The organism is Corallococcus sp. bb12-1 (genome assembly GCF_026626765.1).
GTDB classification, from domain to species: domain Bacteria; phylum Myxococcota; class Myxococcia; order Myxococcales; family Myxococcaceae; genus Corallococcus; species Corallococcus terminator.
Map to the genome: position 1 here is coordinate 265380 of NZ_JAPNJZ010000016.1, position 24026 is coordinate 289405.

The 24026-nt window shown below is 69.9% G+C and carries 18 protein-coding genes; 11 read left to right on the forward strand and 7 right to left on the reverse strand.

What is annotated here, in order from left to right; all coding sequences use genetic code 11:
- Nucleotides 1-50: 50 nt before the first annotated feature.
- On the forward strand, nucleotides 51-3518 hold the full coding sequence (locus OV208_RS20220) for a methylmalonyl-CoA mutase family protein (RefSeq protein ID WP_267575481.1): 3468 nt from the start codon (nucleotides 51-53) through the stop codon (nucleotides 3516-3518).
- A 54-nt stretch (nucleotides 3519-3572) separates the two neighbouring features.
- On the opposite strand, the gene OV208_RS20225 is transcribed toward OV208_RS20220, so the two are convergent.
- A complete protein-coding gene (locus tag OV208_RS20225) occupies nucleotides 3573-5216 on the reverse strand; it encodes a hypothetical protein (protein ID WP_267575482.1) in 1644 nt (547 codons plus the stop codon).
- 78 nt (nucleotides 5217-5294) lie between these two features.
- Complete coding sequence (locus tag OV208_RS20230) at nucleotides 5295-6035, reverse strand: SDR family oxidoreductase (RefSeq protein ID WP_267575483.1); 741 nt, start codon at nucleotides 6033-6035, stop codon at nucleotides 5295-5297.
- Nucleotides 6036-6190: 155 nt separating this feature from the next.
- Here OV208_RS20230 and OV208_RS20235 point away from each other — a divergent pair, with 155 nt between their 5' ends.
- Together OV208_RS20235 and OV208_RS20240 are read left to right on the forward strand one after the other, a co-directional pair.
- Nucleotides 6191-7117: an AraC family transcriptional regulator gene (locus OV208_RS20235; RefSeq protein WP_267575484.1), complete on the forward strand. Its 927-nt coding sequence runs from the start codon at nucleotides 6191-6193 to the stop codon at nucleotides 7115-7117.
- 184 nt (nucleotides 7118-7301) lie between these two features.
- Nucleotides 7302-8057, forward strand: coding sequence for a ferritin-like domain-containing protein (locus OV208_RS20240; RefSeq protein ID WP_267575485.1), 756 nt, complete (start codon nucleotides 7302-7304; stop codon nucleotides 8055-8057).
- On the opposite strand, the gene OV208_RS20245 is transcribed toward OV208_RS20240, so the two are convergent.
- The gene (locus tag OV208_RS20245; protein WP_267575486.1) at nucleotides 8054-8629 is read right to left on the reverse strand and encodes a hypothetical protein; all 576 of its coding nucleotides are present in this window, start codon (nucleotides 8627-8629) and stop codon (nucleotides 8054-8056) included. The two genes, OV208_RS20240 and OV208_RS20245, sit on opposite strands and share 4 nt — an antisense overlap.
- Before the next feature lie 651 nt (nucleotides 8630-9280).
- Here OV208_RS20245 and OV208_RS20250 point away from each other — a divergent pair.
- Complete coding sequence (locus OV208_RS20250; RefSeq protein WP_267575487.1) at nucleotides 9281-11920, forward strand: M16 family metallopeptidase; 2640 nt, start codon at nucleotides 9281-9283, stop codon at nucleotides 11918-11920.
- 80 nt (nucleotides 11921-12000) lie between these two features.
- On the opposite strand, the gene OV208_RS20255 is transcribed toward OV208_RS20250, so the two are convergent.
- Nucleotides 12001-12267 carry a hypothetical protein gene (locus OV208_RS20255; RefSeq protein WP_267575488.1) on the reverse strand — a complete coding sequence of 89 codons (267 nt, stop codon included), beginning with the start codon at nucleotides 12265-12267 and terminating at the stop codon, nucleotides 12001-12003.
- Nucleotides 12264-13184 (reverse strand): PAS domain-containing protein, encoded by a 921-nt coding sequence (locus OV208_RS20260; RefSeq protein ID WP_267575489.1) that lies wholly within the window; start codon nucleotides 13182-13184, stop codon nucleotides 12264-12266. Before OV208_RS20260 ends, OV208_RS20255 begins: the two co-directional genes overlap by 4 nt.
- A 196-nt stretch (nucleotides 13185-13380) precedes the next feature.
- Between OV208_RS20260 and OV208_RS20265 the strand changes: the two genes are divergently transcribed.
- Together OV208_RS20265 and OV208_RS20270 are read left to right on the forward strand one after the other, a co-directional pair.
- Nucleotides 13381-14934, forward strand: a complete 1554-nt coding sequence (locus OV208_RS20265; RefSeq protein WP_267575490.1) for a hypothetical protein — start codon at nucleotides 13381-13383, stop codon at nucleotides 14932-14934.
- A gap of 66 nt (nucleotides 14935-15000) precedes the next feature.
- On the forward strand, nucleotides 15001-15759 hold the full coding sequence (locus tag OV208_RS20270) for a DUF1338 domain-containing protein (protein WP_267575491.1): 759 nt from the start codon (nucleotides 15001-15003) through the stop codon (nucleotides 15757-15759).
- Between the two features lie 64 nt (nucleotides 15760-15823).
- Here the strand turns inward: OV208_RS20270 and OV208_RS20275 are convergent, their stop codons facing one another.
- Nucleotides 15824-16864, reverse strand: a complete 1041-nt coding sequence (locus OV208_RS20275) for a hypothetical protein (protein WP_267575492.1) — start codon at nucleotides 16862-16864, stop codon at nucleotides 15824-15826.
- Nucleotides 16865-16994: 130 nt separating this feature from the next.
- On the opposite strand from OV208_RS20275, the gene OV208_RS20280 reads away from it, so the two are divergent.
- The 4 genes from OV208_RS20280 to OV208_RS20295 all read left to right on the forward strand — a co-directional run bounded on the left by OV208_RS20280 (nucleotide 16995) and on the right by OV208_RS20295 (nucleotide 21281).
- Entirely contained in the window at nucleotides 16995-17642 is a 648-nt protein-coding gene (locus tag OV208_RS20280) for an RNA polymerase sigma factor (RefSeq protein ID WP_267575493.1), read from the forward strand.
- On the forward strand, nucleotides 17639-18238 hold the full coding sequence (locus tag OV208_RS20285) for a hypothetical protein (RefSeq protein ID WP_267575494.1): 600 nt from the start codon (nucleotides 17639-17641) through the stop codon (nucleotides 18236-18238). The genes OV208_RS20280 and OV208_RS20285 overlap by 4 nt, the downstream gene beginning before the upstream one ends.
- A gap of 523 nt (nucleotides 18239-18761) precedes the next feature.
- Entirely contained in the window at nucleotides 18762-20564 is a 1803-nt protein-coding gene (locus tag OV208_RS20290) for a tetratricopeptide repeat protein (RefSeq protein WP_267575495.1), read from the forward strand.
- Nucleotides 20565-20720: 156 nt separating this feature from the next.
- A complete protein-coding gene (locus tag OV208_RS20295) occupies nucleotides 20721-21281 on the forward strand; it encodes a hypothetical protein (protein WP_267575496.1) in 561 nt (186 codons plus the stop codon).
- Nucleotides 21282-21332: 51 nt separating this feature from the next.
- On the opposite strand, the gene OV208_RS20300 is transcribed toward OV208_RS20295, so the two are convergent.
- Nucleotides 21333-21923, reverse strand: a complete 591-nt coding sequence (locus tag OV208_RS20300) for a DUF938 domain-containing protein (protein ID WP_267575497.1) — start codon at nucleotides 21921-21923, stop codon at nucleotides 21333-21335.
- Between the two features lie 303 nt (nucleotides 21924-22226).
- On the opposite strand from OV208_RS20300, the gene OV208_RS20305 reads away from it, so the two are divergent.
- Nucleotides 22227-23891 (forward strand): cell wall anchor protein, encoded by a 1665-nt coding sequence (locus OV208_RS20305; RefSeq protein ID WP_324291395.1) that lies wholly within the window; start codon nucleotides 22227-22229, stop codon nucleotides 23889-23891.
- Nucleotides 23892-24026 lie beyond the last annotated feature (135 nt).

Sequence of the window (24026 nt, forward strand, 5' to 3'; positions counted from 1 at the left end):
GCCTGTCTCAATCGCTTGCCGGGCCCGCATCGCACTCCTAGTGTACGCCCGTGCGACACCCCCAACCGACGACCGCTCCCCAGCCCTACAAGCCGCGCCACCACGTCCGCATCGTCACGGCCGCCAGCCTCTTTGACGGACACGACGCGGCCATCAACGTGATGCGCCGCCTCATGCAGTCCTCGGGCGCGGAGATCATCCACCTGGGGCACAACCGCTCCGTGGCGGAGATCGTCGACTGCGCCATCCAGGAGGACGCCCAGGGCATCGCCCTCACGTCCTACCAGGGCGGCCACGTCGAATACCTCAAGTACATGATCGACCTGCTGCGCGAGCGCGGCGCGAACATCAAGGTGTTCGGCGGCGGCGGCGGCACCATCCTCCCCACCGAAATCGAGGAGCTGCACAAGTACGGCGTCACGCGCATCTACTCGCCGGACGACGGCCGGGCCATGGGCCTGCAGGGGATGATCGACGACCTCATCTCCCAGTGTGACTTCGAGGTGCGCCCCGCGGACTTCAAGCCCCTCTTGAAGGAGCCGCTGCCCCGCGAGCCCGCGCGCATCGCGTCGCTCATCACCATCGCGGAGAACTTCGCGGAAGCGGGCGAGGAGCTGCGCACGGCGCTCGCGAACGCCCGGGTGGAGCACCCGCGCGTGCCCGTGCTGGGCATCACCGGCACCGGCGGCGCCGGCAAGTCCAGCCTCGTGGATGAGCTGGTGCGCCGCTTCCTCGCGGACTTTCCGGACAAGACGCTCGCGGTCCTCTCCGTGGACCCCTCCAAGCGCAAGTCCGGCGGCGCGCTCCTGGGCGACCGCATCCGGATGAACGCCATCGACAACCCGCGCGTCTACATGCGCTCGATGGCGACCCGGCAGAGCAACCTGGCGCTGTCCCGCCACGTGGCCCACTCCATCGAGGTCTGCAAGGCGGCGGGCTTCGACCTCATCGTGGTGGAGACCTCCGGCATCGGGCAGTCGGACACGGAGATCACCGAGCACTCGGACGTGGCGCTCTACGTGATGACGGCCGAGTACGGCGCGGCGACGCAGCTCGAGAAGATCGACATGCTCGACTTCGCGGACGTCATCGCCATCAACAAGTTCGACAAGCGCGGCTCGCTGGACGCGCTGCGCGACGTGCGCAAGCAGTGGCGGCGCAACCACAACGCCTTCACGCTCCCCGAGGACGCGGTGCCCGTGCACGGCACCATCGCCTCGCAGTTCAACGACCCGGGCATGAACACGCTCTACCGGGCCATCATGGACGCGCTGGTGAAGAAGACGGGCGCGTCGCTGCCGTCCGGCTTCGCGCTCACGGCGGGCATGAGCGAGAAGAAGTGGATCATCCCCCCGGAGCGCACGCGCTACCTCGCCGAGATCGTCGAAGCCTGCGAGTCCTACGACGGCTTCGTGCGCGCCCAGGCGGCCATCGCCCGGCGCATGTACCAGTTGCACGGCACCATCCAGGCCCTGCGCACCAACGTGGGCAAGAAGCGCCTGGAGATTGTCGAGCCCAAGGACGCCTCCGACGTGGTGCAGGTGACGGAGCGCGTGGAGGGCGAACCCGCGTACCTGGGCGACCTGGTCGCGCTGTACCAGGACCTGGAGAGCCGCCTGCACGCGGACTGCCGGCGCCTGCTGGCGGAGTGGCCAGCGACGAAGAAGCGCTACGCCGCGTCCAAGTACCAGTTCCAGGTGCGCGACAAGGTCATCGAGCTGGACCTCATCTCCGAGTCCCTCTCCCACCTGCGCATCCCGAAGATTTCCCTCCCCCGGTATGAAGACTGGGGCGACATCCTCACGTGGCTGCTGCGGGAGAACGCGCCGGGCGCCTTCCCATTCACCGCGGGCGTCTTCCCGCTCAAGCGCGAGGGCGAGGACCCGGCTCGCATGTTCGCGGGCGAAGGCGGCCCGGAGCGCACCAACAAGCGCTTCCACTACGTGTCGCGCGGCCTGCCGGCGAAGCGCCTGTCCACGGCGTTCGACTCGGTGACGCTGTACGGCGAGGACCCGGACCACCGGCCGGACATCTACGGCAAGGTGGGCAACTCCGGTGTCTCCATCGCCAACGTGGACGATGCGAAGAAGCTCTACTCCGGCTTCGACCTGGCGGACCCGTCCACCTCCGTGTCGATGACCATCAATGGCCCGGCGCCCATGCTGCTGGGCTTCTTCCTCAACGCCGCCGTGGATCAGCAGTGCGAGAAGTGGATCCGCGCCCAGGGCAAGGTGGAGGAGGTCGAGAAGCGCATCCACGAGCTCTATCAGGCGCGCGGCGTGCCGCGTCCGCGCTACCAGGGCGAATTGCCCCAGGGCAACGACGGGCTGGGGCTGCTGCTCCTGGGCGTGTCCGGTGATGAAGTGCTGCCTCCGGACGTCTACGCGAAGATCCGCGCGCAGACGCTCCAGGCGGTGCGTGGCACCGTGCAGGCGGACATCCTCAAGGAGGACCAGGCGCAGAACACCTGCATCTTCTCCACGGAGTTCGCGCTCCGGGTGATGGGCGACATCCAGCAGTACTTCATCGACCAGAAGGTGCGGAACTTCTACTCGGTGTCGATTTCCGGCTACCACATCGCGGAAGCGGGGGCGAACCCCATCTCCCAGCTCGCCTTCACGCTGGCGAACGGCTTCACCTTCGTCGAGTACTACCTGTCGCGCGGGATGGACATCGACGACTTCGCGCCCAACCTGTCGTTCTTCTTCTCCAACGGCATGGACCCTGAATACGCAGTGCTGGGGCGCGTGGCCCGCCGCATCTGGGCCAAGGCCATCCGGGACAAGTACGGCGGCAACGACCGGTCGCAGAAGCTGAAGTATCACATCCAGACGTCTGGCCGGTCCCTGCACGCGCAGGAGATTGCCTTCAACGACATCCGCACCACGTTGCAGGCGCTGCTGGCGCTCAACGACAACTGCAACTCCTTGCATACCAACGCGTATGACGAGGCCATCACCACGCCCACGGAAGAGAGCGTGCGGCGGGCGCTGGCCATCCAGTTGGTCATCAACAAGGAGTTCGGCCTGTCGAAGAACGAAAACCCCAACCAGGGCTCGTTCATCATCGAGGAGCTGACGGACATGGTGGAGGCGGCGGTGCTGGCGGAGTTCCGCGCCATCTCCGAGCGCGGCGGCGTGCTGGGCGCCATGGAGCGCATGTACCAGCGCTCCAAGATTCAAGAAGAGTCGCTCTACTACGAGATGCAGAAGCACGACGGGACGCTGCCCATCATCGGCGTGAACACCTTCCTGGATCCGAAGGGCTCTCCCACCGTGACGCCGCCGGAGGTCATCCGCGCGACGAAGGAGGAGAAGGACTACGCCATCACCGCCCGCGACGCCTTCTGGAAGCGCAATGAGAAGACGTCCGCGCAGGCGCTGGAGGCGGTGCGCCGCGCGGCGCTGGACAACGGCAACGTGTTCGGCGCACTGATGGACGCGTGCAAGGTGTGCACGCTGGGCCAGCTGTCCCGCGCGCTGTACGAGGTGGGCGGCCAGTACCGGCGCAACATGTAGTGCGCGCCGCCGTCGCGGTCCCGGCCGTGTGCCCGGGACCGCGATGGGACGGCCTCAGGGGCCCAGGTCCTCGAACTGGCAGGCGTAGTCGCCCAGGGCCACTTCGGACTCCGCCATCAGGTCGACGGAGTAGGTTCCGGTCTGGAGCTGCGTGTAGGTCTGGGTCCACCGCGCATCCACGTGCTCGCGGGGCACCTCCACCCGGTTGTCCTGGGCGTCACGCACGACCGCGTAGAGCTGCACCTGCCCCGGCGTCTCCTTCCAGTCGCAGCCGAACCGGTAGCGCCGCCCCGCGATCGCCTGGAAGGAGAAGAAATCGTGGTCGTAGGAGTCGGGGATGCGGCCCGTGATGGCCTGCACCGGCCCCGTGAGCGGCGTCGCCGTGGCCAGGGTGTCTCCGTGGTCGTCCTCGCCCAGGTCCTCGAACTGGAGGGCGTAGTTCTGCCTCACCCACCGCGACACCAGGAAGGCGTTGAGGTTGATGCTCACGTAGTGCGTGGACTGGAGGGCCTTGAAGGTCGTGGTCGTGCGCTCGGAGGTCGAACGGGTGAAGGCTCCACCCGGGACGGCATCCAGGATCTCGCAGGACATCAGGCCGTCTTCGGTGCACGACGCCCGGTAGTGGTGCTGGGGCACGACGCGCAGGGAGAAGACGTCCCGGTCCATGAAGGTCTCCATCTTCCCCTGGACGGACGCCGTGCCGGCCGGAAGCGCGGTCGCGGTCTCCATCGTGTCTCCGTGGTCCTCGGCCCCCAGGTCATTCAGCAGACAACTGTAGGGAGCCAGCGTGGTGGGGTACGTAAAGTCCTTGATGGAGGCATAGAACATCCCGCCCGGTGACTTGAAGGCGATGCTGCCCTCCCGGATCTCCTCGAAGAAGATGTCGTACGCGGCGATCGCATACTCCTGGTCCCTCCGGTTGACGAAGGCCATCTCCCAGTACGGCGTCGGGAAGGTACAGGTGAAGGCATAGACCCGGGCTGCCACGGTCTGGAATGAGAGCAGGTCCCGCTCATAGTAGTGCTCACTGATGCCCGTCAGGGGCTGCGCCGAGGGCACCCAGGGGGCCGCGAAGGCGAACAGGTCCGCCTGGTCGTCCGGCCCCGTGTCCACGAAGCGGAAGGCGAAGGGCCGGCGGCCGTCGTGAGAGTACGCGGAGATCTCCAGCGTGTAGACGGCGTTCGCCGCGAAGCCCGACCAATGCCAGGTGTAGGGCATCCAGCTCGGCACCCCGTCCTCCATGACACCGTAATCGAGCGACACACCCGCCGCGTCCCGCAGATTCAGGACATAGCCCTCCGTCTCGACCTCCACGATGAAGTCGTAGTGCCGCCCGGCCTGGGCGACGAAGGCGAACCGGAGCGGAACCTCCATGTTCCCCCAGGGGACGGAATGGACCTCCGTCTCCGAGGGCGTCACCAGCGTGTAGCCGTCCGGGATTTCAGGTGCCGGGCACGGTGGGGCGCTACCGTCCCCGCACCGACACACCGGCTGCCCGTCCTGGATGGAGCACGTCCCCTCGGAACAGGAGAAGCCATCACAGGTGGGCTCCGGCTCCACGACGGGCCCGGCGTCAGGGCCCGCGTCCACGACAGCCCCCGCGTCAGGGGTGGGGTTGGAGGTCGAATCACAGGCGCCCAGGCCGAACAGACAGGCACAGAGCAAGAAGACAGACAGTGGGTGCTTCGTCACAGGCATGTAAAGGGCCTCCCCCTCGGCGGACGCGCACCCTATCTGAAGCCTGACTGTCTGCCCATCCCCCGCTCCGTTTGACTTTCAGTACGGGCTCGCCGTGGGGCGGATGATGATTTCACTCACATCCACGTCCGCGGGCTGGGCGATGGCGTAGGAGATGGACCGGGCGACGGCCTCCGCCGGAATCGCGCCCTTCCTGAACTCGCGCATCACCTCGCGGGCGTTCGGGTCGGAGATGCTCTCCGCCAGCTCCGACGTGGTGACGCCCGGGGAGATGACCGTCACGCGGATGTCCGCGCCCACCTCCTGGCGCAGGCCTTCGGAGAGGGCCAGCACCGCGAACTTCGTGGCGCAGTAGACGGCCGCCGTCGGGCTCACCGTGTGCCCGCCAATGGACGACAGGTTGATGAACTGGCCCGCCTTCTGCCGCTTCATCACCGGAAGCGCCGCCGCGATGCCGTGCAACACGCCCCGGATGTTCACGTCGACCATCCGGTTCCACTCGTCCACCTTCAGCATCTCCAGCAGCGACAGCGGCATCACGCCCGCGTTGTTGATGAGCACGTCCAGCCGACCGAACTCCTTCAGCGTGAAGTCCACGAAGCCCTGCACGTCCTCGCGCTTCGTCACGTCCAGCGCGCGCACCCGCGCCTCGCCTTCCTTCGCCTTCAGCTCGGAGGCCAGCGCCTCCAGCCGGTCCACGCGCCGCGCCCCCAGCACCACCTTCGCGCCCTGCTGGGCGAGCAGGCGGGCCGTCGCCTCTCCGATGCCGCTGCTCGCTCCGGTGATGGCCACCACCTTGCCCTGGATGTTCGTCGTCATGTGCCTGTCCTCGGGATTGACCGGCGCGGGAAGTGCGCCGGGAACATGCACACCCTCTCAAGGCAGGCCCCGGAGGCGGTATCCGGATGCTCCCGGACTCTTGCCCATTCCTGCACGGGCGCCGGAGCCCCCTTCGGGATTAAGACAGACGCCGCATGACCACCGCCCGTCCCGACCCCGCACTGAACCCGCACCTGTCCGAGCTCGCGACGCTCGTGAAGCGCCACGCGCCCACGGACGGCCTGCACGCCACGGCCATTCCCCGGCTGGTCCTCATCCGCGCCTCGGAGCCCACCCTGCCGCTGCACGCGCTGCATGCGCCGGCACTGTGCATCGTGGCGCAGGGCCGCAAGCAGGTGCTGCTGGCCGGCGAGTCGTATGTCTATGGCCCGGACCAGTGCCTGGTCGCGTCGGTGGACCTGCCCGTCACGGGACAGGTGGTCGAGGCCACCTCCGCCAGGCCCTACCTCTGCTTCCGGCTGGACCTGGAGCCCGGCCAGTTGGGCGCCCTGATGATGGAGGCACGGCTGGAAGCCCCCGCCTCCCGGGGAAGGGTCCGGGGACTCGCGCTGGGCCCGGTGGGCGCGCCGCTGCTGGATGCGACGGCGCGGCTCGTGCGGCTGTTGGACACGCCGCGAGACATCCCCGTGCTGGCGCCGCTCGTCATCCGCGAAATCCTCTACCGCCTGCTGTCGGGTGAGAACTCCGCGCGGCTGCGGCAGATCGCCCTGGCCGACAGCCGCCTGGAGTCCGTCACCCGCGCCATCCACTGGCTCAAGGCGCACTACACCGCGCCGCTGCGCATCGAACGGTTGGCGCGCACCGTCCACATGAGCCCATCCGCGCTGCACCACCATTTCAAATCCGTCACGGCGATGAGCCCGCTGCAATACCAGAAGCAACTGCGGCTCCAGGAGGCCCGCCGCCTGATGCTCGCGCAGGCCATGGACGCGGCGATGGCCGGACACTCCGTGGGCTACGAGAGCTCGTCCCAGTTCAGCCGCGAATACAGCCGGCTGTTCGGGGCGCCGCCTTCGCGCGACATCGCGCGGCTCCGGGAGTCGCTGGCCGTCACGGCCTAGCGAAGCCGCACGGCCCCCGGGGATGGCCCGTCCGTCCTCGCAATGACAGTCATGGCCCCGTCCGGCTGACCAGCCGCCCCGAGGTCCCATGGACACCCTGGCCTCCCGTCCCCAGCTTGAGCCCTCCTCCCATCCCCGGATGCTCTCCGTCGAACAGGGGGGAGTGCCCGGTAGGAGGGCCGCCATGTCGTGGGATGAAGACGTGAAGCAGGGACTGAAGCGCACGGCCATGTTGCTCAGCGCGCAGGAGTTGGAGCACCTGACCCACGGCCCCGTGCGGAACACCGTCCTGCCGCCCGCGGAAGGCGCCGTGCAATCCCTGCGGATCCACCTGTCGCGGATCGCCGAGGCCTCGGACGTGCGGCCCACCACCGCCTTCCGGGAGCGGATGAGCAGCGCGCTCCAGGTCCTGAAGGGGGGCTCGCCCGCGCTCTTCATCGACAGGCTGTGCGAGCGGCTCGCCTTCGAGCGGACCAGCTCCCGGCTCTACGCGGGACTCCTCATCAAGACCCACGCGCTGGGCACCTACGACGGGGGCCCCACGCCTGAACGACTCCTCGAACTCCACAACGAGGAGCTGGAGCATCTGGGCCAGGTGCGCGAGGGCCTGCTGCGGCTCGGCGCCCCGCCCTCGGTGCGGACGCCCTCCGGCGACATCGCGGACTCGCAGTGCCGGGGGCTCATCCAGGCCATCGACGCGCCGGGCGCCACGCTCATGGACGCCCTGCGCGTGACGCTCGTCTCGGAGCTCATCAACAACGCGGGCTGGGCGATGCTCGTCGACCTGGCCTCGGAGCTGGGCCCGCCCGACCTGGAGCAGGCGTTCCGCGAGGTCCTGCACGTGGAGTCCCGGCACCTGGCGGAGGTCACCCTCTGGGTCGCGAACGGGGCGTACGCGGACCCGGCCCCCGAAAGCGAACCCCACCCCGTCAGCTACTAGGGAAGGGGCCGCCGCAGCGCGACCTTCGCGCGGACGGCCTCGATGAAGGCCGGCTTGTCCGCGCTCGTGCGCACGCCCTTGAAGTCCATCCCCAGGTTCTCCGCGACGGCCCGCAGGTATTCCAGACAGGGTTCATCGCCGGAGCGTCTGCCTTCCACGAACACCGGATGACAGGTGGGACAGTAGTTGACCACCCAGACGCGCTCGCCCTCGGGAATCTCCAGGGAGACGGGGCTGCCGTCGCTCACGCCCTCTTCATGGGGCTCGATGCACCAGACGCCGGTCTCGTCATCGGAGCCCATGAGGATCTCCCGGTAGTTGAGGCTGGGGACGAACTCCCAGTCTCCCCAGTCATAGCCATACGGCCGCGTCTCCATGCGCCGGGCGCGGCCCCGGTTCTGCTCGAAGGACGCCGTGTCCTCGGGGGCCTCCCCTTCGGCGAAGAAGAACAGGTCCAGGATGGCTTGGTCGTCGCCCATCCCCTCCTCCTCGCACTCCTCGCCCGTCTTCTCACCGCACGCGTACGACGTGGGAGGACCGCAGACACTGCACCGGTAGTCATGAACGCCCATGCCCGGATGCTAGCAGTCCCCTCCCCCTTGTTTCAGTCGTCGTCGTCCCAGTCCCCATCGCCTTCACCCCCACCTGCCAGCACCAGCTCCGGGACACCAGCGACGTCTCCTCGGGGTGCAGTCCGCCCTCCCTGGACAGCAGCTTCACGGTCTTCGCCGCGTCCTCCTCCACCGAGGCGCCGCGCACCAGTTGGATGTCCCCCCGAACTCCTGGAGGCCCTCGACGCCGTCCGGCGTGTAGGCCAGGTCAATCAACGTGCTCGGCGTCCCGTCCTCGATTTCCGGTCTTCTGCCAGGGCGCCCGGAGCTGGGGGCTCCACGCAATTGCTGGCACCCGCCCTGATACGGGGAGAGAGGTGACGAAAGGCAAGCCAGGGTGCTATGAGTCCCGGCGTTGTCTGCCGTTACCGGCCTGCCTGTCTGTCCCGTCAGGCGTTGTGTCTCCCCGGCCGTCCCGACATCACCTTTCAATCCGCCTGGGGGAGGCGTGGGGCCATCGTGCCCTTCGTGGGCTCCTTCCGGCATGCCGCCTGGAGCCGTATGTCCCCGTTTCGTTCCGTCCGCTGGCCGCGTCTGGCCGTGGGTGCCCTGACCTCCCTCTCCCTGACGTTGGGGGGGTGCGCCACGCTTCCGCCGCGAGGGCAGGTCGTCATGCGCGACGTGTCCTTCCCCCTGCGGGATTTCCGCATGGCGTCGGGGTTGCGCGTGGTGGTGGAGCACGACGCGCGCTCGCCCGTGGTGGCGGTGGTCGCGGTGGTGGGCGCGGGCGGCTCCAGCGATCCAGGCGGCCGGGAGGGCCTGGCGCACCTGGTGGAGCACCTGGCCTTCCGCTCGCACCCGGCCGGAGCCCCGTCCGCGACGGCGCGACTGGAGGCCGCGGGCGCGGGCCACTCCAATGCCTCCACCAGCCTGGACTACACCGCCTACGAAACGCTGGCCCCCAAGGAGGCGCTGGCCACGCTGGTGAAGATGGAAGGGCAGCGGCTGTCCGCGCCCATCGCCGGCATCAGCCCGGAGGTGTTCGCGGTGGAGCGCGAGGTGGTGCGCAACGAACTGCGCCAGCGCAACGAGACGGGCTACGTGGGGCAGGTGTTCAGTTGGATCAGCGCGGCGTCCTACCCCAAGGGGGACCCGTACTCGCGGCCGGTGGTGGGCTCGCATGATTCGCTGAGTGCCCTCACGCTCGCGGACGCGCAGCGCTTCGCGCGCACGCACTACCGTCCGGAGAACGTCACCCTGGTCATCGCCGGCGACGTGGACCTGGCGGCGGTGGAGGCCATCCTCACGCAGAACCTGCCGCCCGCGTGGGTGGGCACCGGCCTGCCCCTGGCACCGGACACGCGCCTGCCCGCGAATCCCGCGGCGCCCGCCGTCGCGCCCGTCCCGAAGACGATGCCGGTGTACGCGGCCGCCGTGCCGACGCCGGAGCTGTACCTGTCCTGGGTGCTGCCGCGCGGCTTCGATGAGTCCAGCGCCGTGCACGACTTCGTGGGCGAAGGCCTGGACAGCAACCTGTGGGAGTCGATGCGCAATGACGGCGACATCGCGGGCATCCGGACCGAACTCGTGCCGGGCACCCGGTCCTCCATGCTCATCGTGAGCGTGCAGCTGTCCCATGGCGACCACCCGGAGCGCACGGCGGAGAAGGTGTTGGACCAGGTGCACAAGGCCTGGAGCCAGGAGATCAACGCCGGGGGCGTGCTGGGACAGGAGTTCAGCTTCCAGTCCCTGCGCCGCCAGGTGGTGACAGGCATGGCGCTGGAGTCGGAGCGTCTGCTGGCGCGCACGAAGCAGCGTGCGCTGCTCACCCACTTCACGCTCGACGTGCGCTCCTACACGCGCAGGCAGCAGGCGCTGATGGGGCTGGGCGGCGGCAAGGTGACGGACTTCGCCTATGAATGGCTCCAGCGCAGCCGGGCGCACGCTGTCTTCGTGAAGCCGGGGGAGAGCGGCATCCCCACGCTGGTGGCCCCGCTGGCGAAGGTCTCCGGGGAGGAGTCCGGCCTGGAGCCGGGCCAGCGCATCACCCCGTCCATGCTCACGGCCACCACCACCCCGGTGCAGGTGCTGAAGCTGGACAACGGCATGGAGGTGCTGCTCGCGCCCCGGCCGGGCCTGCCCGTGGTGCGGGTAGGCGCCGCGATGGGCGGCGGCCTGACGTATGGGGCGAAGCCGGGCGTAGCGGACCTGGCCAACTGGGGCTCCTTCCGCGAATCCTACTTCGAGGGCCACCTGAGTGACTGGGGCCTGCATGGCGGCGCCCGAAGCCGGTTGGACCACGTGCGCGTGGACCTGGCCGGCACGGCGGGCAACGTGGGCAACATGCTGGCGATGCTCGCCGAGCAGCTCTCCACCACCCGCACGTCGGAGGACGCCGTGCGCTTCCTGCGCGAGCAGGTGCTGCCGTGGCGCGAAGCGGTGGACACGCGCCCGGAGGTGGTGGCGAACCGGGAGCTGATGCGCGCGCTCTACGGCGTCCACCCCTACGCCAGCGAGGCGACCGGGGCCCAGAGGGGACAGGTGTCCTGGTCCGAGGCGCAGTCCTGGCTGGAGGATGTCTACCGCCCCGGCAACACGGTGGTGGTGGTGGCGGGTGAGTTCGACGTGAAGGAGGTCGAACCCCTGGTGCGCAAGTACCTGGGCGGCTGGAGCCGGGGCAAGCCCCAGCCCGTGGGGGTGCCGCCGGCGCCGGCGCTGCCCGCCGCGTCCCCGCGCGTCAGCACGCTCTTCACCCCGCGCCCCGGGGCGACGCAGGGACAGGTGCAGCTGGCCTGCCGTCTGCCCACGGCGACGCCGGAGCTGGAGGCGCGGTACGCACTGATGGCGGAGCTGCTGGAGGTGAAGGCGTATCAGGAGACGCGCGCTGGGACGGGAGCGTCCTACGGCTTCGGGGCCTCGCCGTTCATCGCCCGGGGCGGCGCGGCGCACCTGATTGTGCGGGGCATGCTGGACGCGCAGCGCCTGGAGGAGGGCATCAGTGCCCTGCGCTCGACGCTGGCGGGGTTCGTGAAGAACGTTTCGACCGCGGACCTGGAGCAGGCCCGGTCGCGACTGCTCGCGCAGCAGGCGGTGTCGTTCATCACCACGAACGAGTGGGTGGACGCGCTGCTCGCCGCGCGCGTGAAGGGCTTCCCGGTGGAAGCGGTGGCCCAGCGTCCCGCGCACCTCCAGGCGGTGACGACGGATCAGCTGAAGCAGGAGTTCGACGGCTGCCTCCAGCGCCTCGTGGTGAGCGTCACGGGCGATGAGGCCCGGAGCCGCGCCGCGCTTCAGGCGGTGTCGGCGCCGTAGCGGCAAGCGTGCGGTGGGGCCGTGTCACGTGACACGGCCCCGTCACGCTGGCGAGGAGGGGGGCGACGCCTTCGCCTGCGTCAGCGGGAACCGGGCCGGGCGGAGGCGTCTCCGCTCGCCCCGTGCATCACGGCGTGCACGCTGAGCAGGCCTCCCACGGCGCCCGCGAAGCCTCCGGTGGTGATGAGGACCTGCGCGAAGCGATGGAGTTCATCCGCGCTGTTGATGTGGACGAGGCCCGTGGCGCGCAAGGCCTCCTCGAGGACGACAGGGCCCCGGGCAGGCCCCAGCACGGAGCTCAGCTTCGCGACCGCGACGCCGTGCCAGTCTCTGGGCTGGGTGTTCATCGCGAGGAGGGCTTCGCTTCGAGCTCCGCGGTCCGCTGTTCGGCGGCGAGCTTCTCCGCGCGCAGGCGCACCAGCGTGGCTTCGGTTTCCCGCGCCTGCTTGCCCACCTCCAGGAGCAGCGCTTCGGTGCGCTCACGCGCTTCGCGCTGTTCGTGGATGTTCGTGTTGGTGCCCAACCACTGGAGGACGTGGCCGTTCGCGTCCCGCTCAGGCACCGCCCGCGCCAGGTACCAGGCGTACTGACCATTGGCGAGCTTGAGCCGGAACTCGACCTCGTAGCCTTCGCCCGTGCGCAGCGCGGTCGTCCAACGCTCGATGGCCAGCTGCCGGTCCTCCGGGTGCAGGACGTTGAGCCAGCCCTCGGAGAGGAGGGTGTCCAGCGGCACGCCGAACTCGATGACCGCGCGGGAGCTCACGTAGTCCAGCAGGCCGTCCGGCTTCGCGGTCCACACCTGCACCGGGATGGTCTCCGCCAGGAAGCGGTAGCGCGCCTCGCTGACGCGCAGGGCCGCCACCGCCTGCCGCTCCGCCGTCAGGTCGCGGACCTCGATGATGGCGCCCACCACGGCATCCGCGTCATGCAGCGGGTGGACAGTGAAGCCGACGGGATGGGCGTGGCCGTCCTTGTGGACGAAGACATCCTCGCCCCGCTCGCGCCCCTGCTTCGCCAACGCCTGGGCAAGGGGGCTGTCCACGCTCGGGGTGGGCTGCCCTTCCGGAGACGGACGGTGCACCAGGTCGAGCAGCGACGGTCCGCGCGCGACGACCTCCGCGAGCGTGCGACCCGTCAGGGCTTCCGCCGCCGCGTTCATGTAGGTGCACCGCAGCCGGGCATCCGTCATGAACAGCGCGAGTTCAGTGCTCTCGGCGAGGGTGCGCGCGACCGCGTCCACCTCCGGCCAGGCCAGGGAGGTCACGGAGGGACTCGGACGTAGAGGAGTGGGGGGCACTCGGGTCAGCTCACTTCGAACGACAGGGGGTGTCTCACTGTACGCGGCCGGCCACGAAACACCACCGCCGCCCAAGAGAGGAGAATGTCCGGAGCCGTAGGAACGACCGCACCCAGCGACGACCCGGTTCGAGGCATGCGTCCGTATGAGGAACATGCGAGCCATGAGCCTCCGTCGGACCCGTTTCCTGTTGGGCACCCTGGGGTGGCTGGGAGCCTCCGCCTGCCATGGAACCGATGTCGTCCCGACACCGTGCGACGGCGTGGACCGCGGGGCTGCCGGGCAGCGACTCACGCAGGCGTTCGAGCGCTGTGCGCTGTCATCGCGCGTGGAGCCGCGCACGGACTTCGGAGGGCTCAAGGTCCGGAGGATCGCCGGACGCCCCCTCGTGCTGGAGACGGCGCGGGACGCGGACGGGCGCGCAAGCCGCCGGCTCACGCTGCGGACCCCGGAGGGCGCGGTCCTCTGGCGCATCGAAGAAGCGGCCGGGGAACACTTCAGCGACTTCACCGTGCATCCGTCCGGGGAGACGACGTTGGGCGTCGAACGCACCGACGCTGCGACCGGCGCGTTCGACCTGGTGCGACTGTCGGCCGAAGGGCAGGTCCTGTCACGACAGCCGCTGCCTGGCCCCGCGACGGTGCCGCCCTCCGACCTGGGGGGCACGCTGCTCCCCTCCCCCTTCCGCATGAAGTCGTCATGGGTGGACGCACTCACCGACGGCTGGCTTCGCACGGAGGCGCGTGGTGAGGACGTGGCCGTGGCCTTCCTGTCGCGGGTCGCCACCGAGCAAGGCGCCCCCGACACACCGCAACTGGCGTCGGGACTCATGACGCTCCAGTGGATGGACGGTCGCTACCACGAGCAATGGACGCGCGTCGTCGACGGAGGCCATTCCACGCAGCCAGCGGCCTGGGCCTACGACGAGTTCCGCTGGCGCGAGGCCCCGCTGCGACCGCTGCTCGCGGTGGACGGCGATGGGCGGCTGGTGGTGGGCCGCACGTGGAACACGTCCCGCTGTCTGGCCGCGAGCCGCACGTTCAACGAGTTCACCAGCCTGCACTGCAGGACGGGCGACGACGTCACCTCCACCGCGGACACCGAACGCCAGCCCTTCGCCGTGACGACCTTCACCCCGGCGGGTGCACGCACGGGAACGCACGTCTTCGTTCCCGCGAGCGCCGCGGAGTTCGTCGTCTTCGACATGGCGGTGCGCGAGGGAGAGCTGGCGCTCGCCGGCACCGTGGTGACGGAAGGAGCGGACGGCACGGTGGGGTACTACCCGGCCGCGCCGGGGGAGGCGGCCCTGATGACACCGTATGACGGCTATCTGGGCGTGCTGTCGCTCGACACGGGGGCCCTGCGCTTCGAGCACCGGGTGGACACGGGCCGCGCGGATCACTTCTCCGCGCTGCGCTGGACGGACGCGGGGCTGCTCGCGGTGGGAGGCTCCGGCTGGGACCGGTGGTACGGCGGCATGAGCATCTCACGCGGCGCGGGCGCGCTCCTCGCGCTGGCCTCCTCCGATGGACAGACGGTGCGCACGCAGCACGCGGGCCCCGAGGGTCAGGACCGTCACTTCCACCTGCTGGGCGTGGACACGGACGGGGACTCACTGGTGGCCGTGGGCCTCGCGGAGGCGCCGATGACGCACTCGGGGGACGGCGGGAACACGGCGGCCATGACCTTCGGGGGGCTCACCGTGGAGCTGCGCTGAAGCACGCCTGGACTCCATGCGGATGCCACTCCAATCCCAGGCACCGCGCGGACTACACTGGCGCGAATGACGACCTCCGCCTCCGACGCCTCGCGGCTGCTGGACCTGCTGTGGGAGCGCTACGCCTCCGAAGTCCCCTTCGCCCGCACCTTCGTGGCGCTGTCGGGGGGACACTTCCGCAATGACCACGTCGCGTTCCGCACGCTCGCGCGGCCCGAGGGCGGCATCGCGCTGTTCTCACGGGTGTTCGAGCGGTTCGGCTGGCGTCCGGCGGGGACGTACACCTTCCCGGATGCGCACCTGTCCGCCATCTACCTGGCCCATCCGGACGGACTGCCGCGCGTCTTCCTCTCCGAGCTGAAGTCGGAGGAACTGTCACCGAGGGCCCGCGAGCTGCTCGCCGCGCTCCCGGTGGATCCACCGCCTCCGGAGGACATGGAGGCGCTCGCGGCCTGGTTCTCACCTCCGTCGCCGCCGGACGAGGCCGCGCTGCTGGAGTTGGAGAAGGAGACACAGTACGGCGCGTGGCTGCTCGCGTTCGGCCGCAAGGTGAACCACTTCACCGGCGCGGTGGACGACGTGGAGGCATGGCAGCGGCGCATGCGCGAGGCGGGGGTGCCCATGAAGACAGACATCGAGGGCGCACCCGGCACATCGCTGCGCCAGACGGCCACGCACGCATCCCCCCTGCCCCTGCGACTTCGGGACGGGAGCACGCGCACGTGGCCCTATGCGTACTTCGAAATCGCCCAGCGCACGGGAGGCTTCGACGGCTTCCTGGGCCCGCAGGCCCGCGCGCTGTTCGACATGACGAAGCGGAGTTGAGGCTCGCGGCCCGGGGGAGGTTCGGGGGAGGGGTGGTTCCCCCGGACCGCGACGCCTCGTGAAGCTAGTGGCGACCGCCGCCGCGCTCGCAGCGGTCGGGCAGGCTCACCTCGGCACCATCCAACGTGCCGTCGCCGCACTCCGGTCCGAAGGTGAGCACGTGGCTCTCCCCGTCCGCGGTGGTGCGCGTGAGCGTGCCGCCGGTGGGCCAGGGGCATACGTCGCGCGAAGGCCGGACGATGGCCGCCAACGTCACGGTGCCCTCCGAACCGTCGAGCTGCGTCTCCGTGTACGCGCCGTCGATGGTGCGCACCGGAGGCGTGTCACTGGAGAACGCGACGGACAGCTCGCCCGCCAGGTGCACCGACTTCACCACCGCGCCGGACGCATCCGTGCGCGTGCGCGTCACGTCCGCGGTGGTGCTCTTGCGCCGGGGCGGCGCGCCGTCCACCAGTTCCGCGGTGGACATCGTGAGGCCCTTCACGGTGGAGATTTCGCCGTCGGAGTTCGTGCTGGAGACCTCGAAGGTGACCGTCTGGCTTTGCGTCACCGCGCCGGTGCAGTCCTCCGCCGCCTCATAGGCATTCACGATGTCCACGGTGCCGCTGGACGGCCCCTTGGGGCCGCGACCGCCGGGCCTGCCCGCGTCTCCACCGCCATCCAACGACTGGCCACCCACCCGAGGAGGTGCACCGTCCTGGGGCGGCGCACCATCGCCGTCCGGAGGAGGCCGGCCGCCTCCACCACCGCCGCCACCGCCGCCGCCACCGCCACCCGGGCCTTCGGGACGTGCGGGGGCCGCGCAGTCCGTCCATTCCAGGTGCACGGTGGCGGGCAGGCTCTTCCCGCACACCTCCACGGTGGTGATGTCGGGGCTCGCGTCACAGTGGAAGCCCTCCACGGCCTGGGGCCGCAGCTTGTCCAGGCCGTGCAGCAGGCTGGACACCTCCACCGCGTCGCTCGAATCCGAGGTGGCTTCCACCGCCTGGGAGACATCCGACGTGGTGTCGGTGCTGGCGGTCTCGGAACCGCAGCCCACCGTCATGGTGCCCACCACCAACGCGACTGCCCCAAGCCACTGACTGCCCCAGCTCCAGTGCCTCATGTGTGCGTGCTCCCTTGCCATCCGGTGCCCGGCCGCTTCCCGTTGCCTCCGTGAGACGAAATGAAATTCCGCCGTGTTCCCGGCGGGGATTTTCCCGCTGCTTTTTGAGCGCGACGGGGAGCCGGCTACAGTGCCCTCCACCGTGACCGACGCGCTGCGCGCCCTCATCCTCGAAGCCCAGGACGGCAGCGTGCGCGCCTTTGAATTGCTCATCGCCTCGCACCTGCCCCGCGTGCGCCGCTTCGCTCGGGCCTTCGCCGCGTCGGACGCGGACGTGGACGACCTGGCGCAGGAAGCGCTGGTGAAGGTGTACCGGAGCCTGCGCTCGTTCCGCTTCCAGTCCGCGTTCGAGACCTGGCTCTATACGGTGGTGCGCAACGCGTTCTACGACGCCACCCGCAGCCGCGCCGGCCGCGAGCGCTCCCGCGAGGAACCGCTGGAGCAGGACCACATCCGCGCTCCTTCCAACGCCGAATCCGCGGACGAAGGGCTGATGCGCGCCCAGGAGCGGGACCGGCTGTGGCGGGCCCTGCGAGCGCTGCCGGAGGAGTTCCGCACGGCGGTGGTGCTCTTCGATGTGGAAGGGCACACCTATGAAGAGGTGGCGGCCATCGAAGGCGTGCCGGTGGGCACGGTGAAGTCGCGCCTGTCGCGCGGTCGGGCCCAGCTGAAGGTCCTGCTGGCGGGGGGACAGGGGCCCGGAGCCCCGGCCGATGAACATCCGGCGGGAACATCCAGTCGGGACATTTCGTCGCATGCTGCAAGGAGTGGGAAATGAGTGAGCCCGAGGAGAGCGAGGACCGTGCGCTGCGCGAGCGTCTGGCGGCGCTGCGAGACGACGCGCCCGGGCCCGACTTCCAGGCCACGCTCCACCGGCGGCTGGTGGAGGCCGGTCCGCCGACACCGGCACCGGGGTGGGATGCGGTGCGTTCCTTCTGGCGACGGCGCGCGCCGGTGCTCTGGCCGGTGGTGGGCGTCGCGGCGGGAGTGGCCACCTTCTGGGTGCTGGGCGCGGTGCGCGGAATGCCCGGCGCCACGGTTCCGGAGACGGTGGCGGCGAGCGCGCTCGAAAGGCCGGGCACGCAGGTGCCGGTGAGCAAGGTCGCGGTCATCAAGTTGGACTTCACCGCGGACGTGGCCGTGGAGCAGGCGGACTTCCAGGTGAGCCTGCCGGAGGGGCTGTCGTTCTGGGCGGACGGTGAGGAGTTGCCGCTGCGCTCGTTCCAGTGGACGCAGGCGCTGAGCGCGGGCAGCAACGTGATACCCATCGCGGTGCGCGGACAACGGCCGGGGCGCTATCTGGTGACGGCCCTGGCCCGCGCGGGAGACCAACGCATCGAGCACGATGTGGTGCTGGAGGTCACGGGCGGATGAACACCTGTAGCTCACGCCTGACACCGGCGCTCCTCGTCCTCCTGTGCGTGGGGACGGGCACCGCGAGCGCGCAGCAGCCCCCGGCGCCCGCGCCAACGCAGGCCGCGCGTCCTCCCGACGCGCCCGTGCCGCCCCCGCCTTCCAGTGCGCAACCGGCGCACGTGCGCAGCTCGCACACGGTGGACGTCATCGCCCCGGGAGAGAAGGTAGACACCATCCTGGGACGCATGAAGGTGGACCGCCCCGCGCCGCCCCCTCGGGGTGAGGCGGTCCGCCCGCCTCCAGGCCAGGAGACGCGAGGCCCCGGGGACGGTCGGGGTCCTCCGGGTCGGCCCAATGCGCCGCGTCCCCCAGGGGATCAGGGGCAGATGCGCTCGCCGTCACCGAGGACCGACGGCGCGCCACCGCCGCCCCATCAACAACCGCCACCGTCACAGCCACCCAACCAGCAGCCACGGCGATGAGCGTGGTGCAGGAAGCCCCGCCCTCGCTCCCATTCACGGAATGAGGTACGTCCGGAAATGTGTGGACGGGTCTCCTGCTCATGGTGGCGCTCGCGGCCGGTGAGCCGCTGGAGGATGCGCGCCAGTCCTTCGCCGAAGGCCGGTACGCGGAGGCGGAACAGCAGGCCCTCCAGGCCGCCGCGACCTCACCGTCGGGTGCCGCGCTCTACCTCGTGGGCCTGGCGCGCTTTCGCACCGGCCGCCCCGCCGAGGCCCTGGAAGCGCTCGACGCCGCGGGCCGCGCGCCGGATGCCCCGGAACCCGATGCGTGGAACTTCAACCGGGGTGCCTGTCTCTACGCCCTGGGCCGCTTCGAGGAGGCCGAGCGCGCCTTCGCCAACGTCCGCGCCGACGCCCCGCTCGCCCGCCTTGCGTGGATCAACGCGGGCTTCGCCGCCCTCGACGCGGGCGCCCCCGAGCGCGCCAGGATGTGGGCGGAGCGCGCCGCGCCCGGTGCCTCCACCGACGAAGCCCTTCAGGTCGAGGAGCTGCGCGCGCTCCTCACACCAGCCCCTCCCGCGAACGAGGCAGACGAAGCCTACCAACAGGGACTCGCGTCCTTCGACACCGGCCACTTCGAGGAAGCCCGCGCCCATTTCCTGAGGGCCGCGACGCAGCAGCCCGACTCCGGAAGGGCCCGGCTCATGGCGGGCGCTTCGGCCTATCGCCTGGGCGCACGCACCGAGGCCCGCGAGGACCTCACGTCCGCGCTCAAGCTTCCCCTGGGGCCGCTGGACCGGAGGACCGCGCACCAATACCTGGACCTGCTGGCCCCCGGCCTGCGCGTGAGCGGGCCCGGCGTCTGGGCTTCCGCCAGTGTGGGGCCGGGCTTCGACAGCAACGTGCTCCAGGTAGGCATCGCCGCCCGCGACGTGTCCGGCGCGAGCGCGGATCAGGAGACCGCGAGCACCTTCGCGGAAGCGAGCGTGGGCATCACCGCGCGCATGCGTCTGTCGGACCGGCTCTTCGCGGCCTTCACCTACAGCGGCAGCCAGCGGGCCTACGCCCAGAGCGCGGTCCGGGACTACTCGCTCCAGCTCCACCGGGCGACGGTGGCGGTGGAGTGGGAGGCCGCGCGCCGCGTGCGCGTGGGCCTGCTCGCGGGCGGAGACCTGTTCTTCACCGGCCTCGCGGACTTCCGCGGGCTGCAGGCGTCGGTGAGCGCGAACGCGTGGCTCGCGTGGGATGCGACCGAGCACACCAGCACCCGACTGGACCTGGGCGTCGCCGGCAAGGACGGCCTGGGAGAGGAGTTCGCCTACCTCACCGGACCGCGTCTGGATGCGACGCTGTCCGAGGAGTGGCGCCTGCACGCCTCCAGCCTCACGGCGTGGTACCGCTACCGGCAGGACCGCATCGGCACGCTGGAGCAGGCCATCGCGAGCGAGGACACCGCCATCGCATCGCAGGCGTATGTCATTCCCTTCGCCTTCGCGAGCCACGCTGTTGGCGCCTCCGGACGGTGGCGGCCCCTGCCCTGGCTCACCGCCAGCCTGGACGCGGAGGTGGAGTGGCGCCGCTACCTTGAAGACAGCTCCCTGCGCGTCGTGACGACCGACGGAGCCACGGAGACGTGGAACGAACGCCGCCGCCAGGATGTGCGCTTCGCGCTGGGCCCCGCCGTGAGCGCGCGGCTGTCGGACCACTTCCGGCTCTCCGCGCGCTACGACCTGCTGGTGAACCGCTCCAACATCGACATGCGGCTGACGGACGAAGACACCGCCGCGTGCGAGGGCGCGGAGCACCTGTGCCACGTGTATGACTACACGAATGGCAACTACGAGAAGCACGGCGTGCTGCTCCAACTCGAAGCCGTGTGGTGAGCCGCGCCGCTCACGCATGTCCGCCGCCGGATGAAGGCAGCACCCCATGGGGTGGGGCCTTCAGGCGTGGCCCTGAAGTTCCCTGCTTGCGAAGCCGGAAGCCCCATCCCCACCTTGCGCACGAATAACTCACGACAGAGGAGGCTCACCGTGCCCATGTCCAGACTTTCGCTGGCCCTCGCCGCATCCGCGGCGCTGTGCTTCACGGCAGGTTGTTCCAAGCAGGGGATGCACAAGTCCGAATCGACGAAGGCGACTTCCGCGTCCGCCCAATCCGCGTCCAAGGACTCAAGCTGCCCCATGGCGGTGCCGGGCGCCCAGGTCCGCTCGCAGGAGACGTCGGACGGCGTGGCGCTCATCTTCACCACGTCGGATCCCTCACAGGTCACGGACCTCCAGATGCGCGGCCGGAAGATGATGGCCACGCAGGCCCAGTACGCGCGCTCGCAGACGCCCATGGACCTGGCGCAGGCGGAAGACCTGGGCGTCAGCGCGACGGAGGAGCAGGACGGCATGGATGACACTGGCACCGGCGGTGGCGGCTCCAAGGGCTCGGCCGGAGCGCCCACGGTGCCGTCGCGCGCGATGGTGCAGGACACCGCGAACGGCCTCACCGTCACCTACTCCGCCGACGACAAGATGCAGAAGCGTGAGCTCATCGACCAGGTCAACTCGACGGCCCATCAACTTGAGAAGGGCCACTGTCCCGGCATGTAGCCGCGAGCAGGTCGCCGGGACGGCGCGCGGATGCCGTCCCGGTGAGAGGTCCTACCGGGCGAACACGACCGTGAGATTGTTGCTCGGCATCTCCACCACGCGCTCCCGCGCAAGCCCGTGTCGCAGCGCCTCGGCGGTGACCGCGCCCAGTTCGCGCACCCCCCAGGCCGCGTCGCGGGCCTTGAGCGATTCGTCGAAGGCGACGTTGCTCGGCGCGGGCACCACGCCTTCCACGAAGTAGGGCCCGTACAGGACGAGCCGCCCTCCCGGGCGCAGCACCCGTCCCGCGCCCCGCATCAATCCCTGACAGGCCGCCCACGGCGCGATGTGGATCATGTTCACGCAAAGCATCGCGTCCGCGTGCTCCACCGGCCACGCGTCGGAGCTCGCATCCAGCACGCGCGCGGGAAGCAGGTTGGGCGTCCCCTCTTCCACACGCCACGCATCGATGCTCTCCAGCGACCCCGGATCCCCATCCGTCGGCTGCCAGCTCAGCCCCGGAAAGGCCCTGGCGAAGAAGGCAGCGTGCTGGCCGGTGCCGCTCGCCACCTCCAGCAGGACGCCGGAGGCAGGCAGCACCTCCTTCAGGACGGCGAGGAGCGGTTCGCGGTTTCGCTCGGTGGCGGGAGCATGGCGCATCATGAGCGACGGTCTTCCACACCCGCGCACGCGAGGGAAGGCCACACTCCAGGTGCCGGGCCGTTACGTTGCGTGGCGCGGGCAACGGCAGCCGTCGGTCCACCAGCGGACAGGCAGCCGTGCGGAATTGAAACACGTGGGCCTTTCAAAACAGCTCCTCGCGGAAGTTTGCACTCCCGGGCGACGTGAACGAAGAACGTGCGGGAATTCCGCAACAGTCCTTCGCCCTTCTCGACAACTTCCAGCGAAAGCGAGAACGCCGTCGGTTCTCGTGGATGTCTGTCTCGCATCACCATCCAGTCTGGAGTGACCTTGAAGTTCTTCAATCGGAATGTTTCACGCATGCTGTGCTCGGTGTCGCTGTTCGCGCTCGCGAGCTGTGGACCGCAGGACCTGGACCCCGCCTCTGTTCCCGAGCAGGCCGGACAGGACGGCGTCTCCGCCGAGGTGGGAAGCACGCAACAGGCGCTGTCCACCATCGCCTACCGCAGCAGCAGCACCGCGGGCGGAATCAGCCTCACCACGTTGACCCTCACGAAGCCCGCCGGCACCGTCGCGGGGGACGTGCTGCTGGCGCGCATCGTCAACCGCAACGTCGTGGCCGCGGTGGCGACGCCGCCCGCGGGTTGGACGTTCCTGCGCTCGGACCAGAGCGCGTCGCAGATCAAGGCGTGGGTCTTCTACAAGGTCGCGACCGCGTCCGAGCCCGCCAGCTACGCGTTCACCCTGGACCTGGCCAGCAACCTGGCCGGCAGCATCTCCGCCTTCTCCGGAGCGAACCCGACGAACCCCATTGACGCGCATACGGGCCAGAAGAACGGCACCACCGCCAGCTTCATCACGCCCCCGCTCTCCACCAGCACCGCCAACGGCGTCGCGGTGTGGTTCGGCTCGCAGCTGTGGGCTGGCAGCACGTGCCCTGCGAGCCCCATCGTCCCGCCCACGGGCTTCACCGAGCCGGTCGACACCTGCCTCGTGTCCCCGTCCACCGCCATCCTCTACGACGTCGCCTACAAGAGCCTGGCGGCCGCGGGGGCCCAGGGCTCGTTCAACGGCTCGTCGCCGTACCCGAACACGAACATCGCGCAGGTCGTCGCGCTGCGCGAGGCGGACGCCGCCGAGTCCTGCACCGTGGGAGACACCTTCGCCACCACGTACACCACCCAGGGCAACGTCGCGTCCACCGCCATCGTGGAGCCGTCGGGCCTGGCGGCGAGCCGCCTCACGCCGGGCGTCGTCTACGTGCACAACGAGGACACCACCGCCATCGTCGGCATCAGCACGGCGAACGCCGCCACGCTGGGCACCTTCAACGTGTCCAACGTGACGCCCGCGGACTGGGAGGACGTCGCCACCGGCCCGTGCCCCACCGGCCAGTGCATCTACATGGGCGACATCGGCCGCTCGAGCGCCAACTTCCCCACGCCGCCGTCCACGTTCGCCGTCTACCGCATCCCGGAGCCCAACATCGGCGCGGGCCAGACGAGCGGCAACCTCACCGCGACGGCCTTCCCGTTCCAGTACCCGGACTCGCCCAAGGACGCGGAGACCATCATGGTCCACCCCACCACCGGCGACATCTACATCGTCACCAAGTCCTACGCGGGCGCGAGCAAGGTCTACAAGTTCCCCCAGCCGCTGCCGACCCCGGGCACGATGTCCACGCTCGTCTTCGTGGCCAACATCCAACTGCCCACCAACCCGGACGATTCCAACTTCGCCGCGGCCACCTCCGGCAACATCCACCCGTGCGCCAACCGCTTCCTGCTGCGCACGTACCGCAAGGTGTATGAGTTCCGCGCCGCCTCGGGCGCCGCGTTCGAGACCGCCTTCGCCGCCACGCCTGTCTCCCTGACGGACACCGTGGAGGGCCAGGGCGAGGCCATTGAGTACGACCCCACCGGCACGTCCTATTACACGATGAGCGAGTCGGGCCCGCCCTTCAGGCTCAGGCGCGTCGTGCGCCTGTAGCCGCAATCGCAGTCATTCGTCCGCCAGCCCAGGGCCGCGTCCGGTCTCCATGCCGGGCGCGGCCCGTGGCGTTTCGTGAGACATCCCGGAAGTTTCGCGCGACGGCGGAATTATAGCTCTTACTCGTTTTACACG

Bases quoted from the DNA above. Each gene is read 5' to 3' on its own strand.
- OV208_RS20225 (WP_267575482.1), bottom strand. From the start codon at position 5,216: ATGCCTGTGACGAAGCACCCACTGTCTGTCTTCTTGCTCTGTGCCTGT.
- OV208_RS20230 (WP_267575483.1), bottom strand. From the start codon at position 6,035: ATGACGACGAACATCCAGGGCAAGGTGGTGGCCATCACCGGAGCGAGC.
- OV208_RS20235 (WP_267575484.1), top strand. From the start codon at position 6,191: ATGACCACCGCCCGTCCCGACCCCGCACTGAACCCGCACCTGTCCGAG.
- OV208_RS20240 (WP_267575485.1), top strand. From the start codon at position 7,302: ATGTCGTGGGATGAAGACGTGAAGCAGGGACTGAAGCGCACGGCCATG.
- OV208_RS20245 (WP_267575486.1), bottom strand. From the start codon at position 8,629: ATGGGCGTTCATGACTACCGGTGCAGTGTCTGCGGTCCTCCCACGTCG.
- OV208_RS20250 (WP_267575487.1), top strand. From the start codon at position 9,281: ATGCGCGACGTGTCCTTCCCCCTGCGGGATTTCCGCATGGCGTCGGGG.
- OV208_RS20255 (WP_267575488.1), bottom strand. From the start codon at position 12,267: ATGAACACCCAGCCCAGAGACTGGCACGGCGTCGCGGTCGCGAAGCTG.
- OV208_RS20265 (WP_267575490.1), top strand. From the start codon at position 13,381: ATGAGCCTCCGTCGGACCCGTTTCCTGTTGGGCACCCTGGGGTGGCTG.
- OV208_RS20270 (WP_267575491.1), top strand. From the start codon at position 15,001: ATGACGACCTCCGCCTCCGACGCCTCGCGGCTGCTGGACCTGCTGTGG.
- OV208_RS20275 (WP_267575492.1), bottom strand. From the start codon at position 16,864: ATGAGGCACTGGAGCTGGGGCAGTCAGTGGCTTGGGGCAGTCGCGTTG.
- OV208_RS20285 (WP_267575494.1), top strand. From the start codon at position 17,639: ATGAGTGAGCCCGAGGAGAGCGAGGACCGTGCGCTGCGCGAGCGTCTG.
- OV208_RS20295 (WP_267575496.1), top strand. From the start codon at position 20,721: ATGTCCAGACTTTCGCTGGCCCTCGCCGCATCCGCGGCGCTGTGCTTC.
- OV208_RS20300 (WP_267575497.1), bottom strand. From the start codon at position 21,923: ATGATGCGCCATGCTCCCGCCACCGAGCGAAACCGCGAACCGCTCCTC.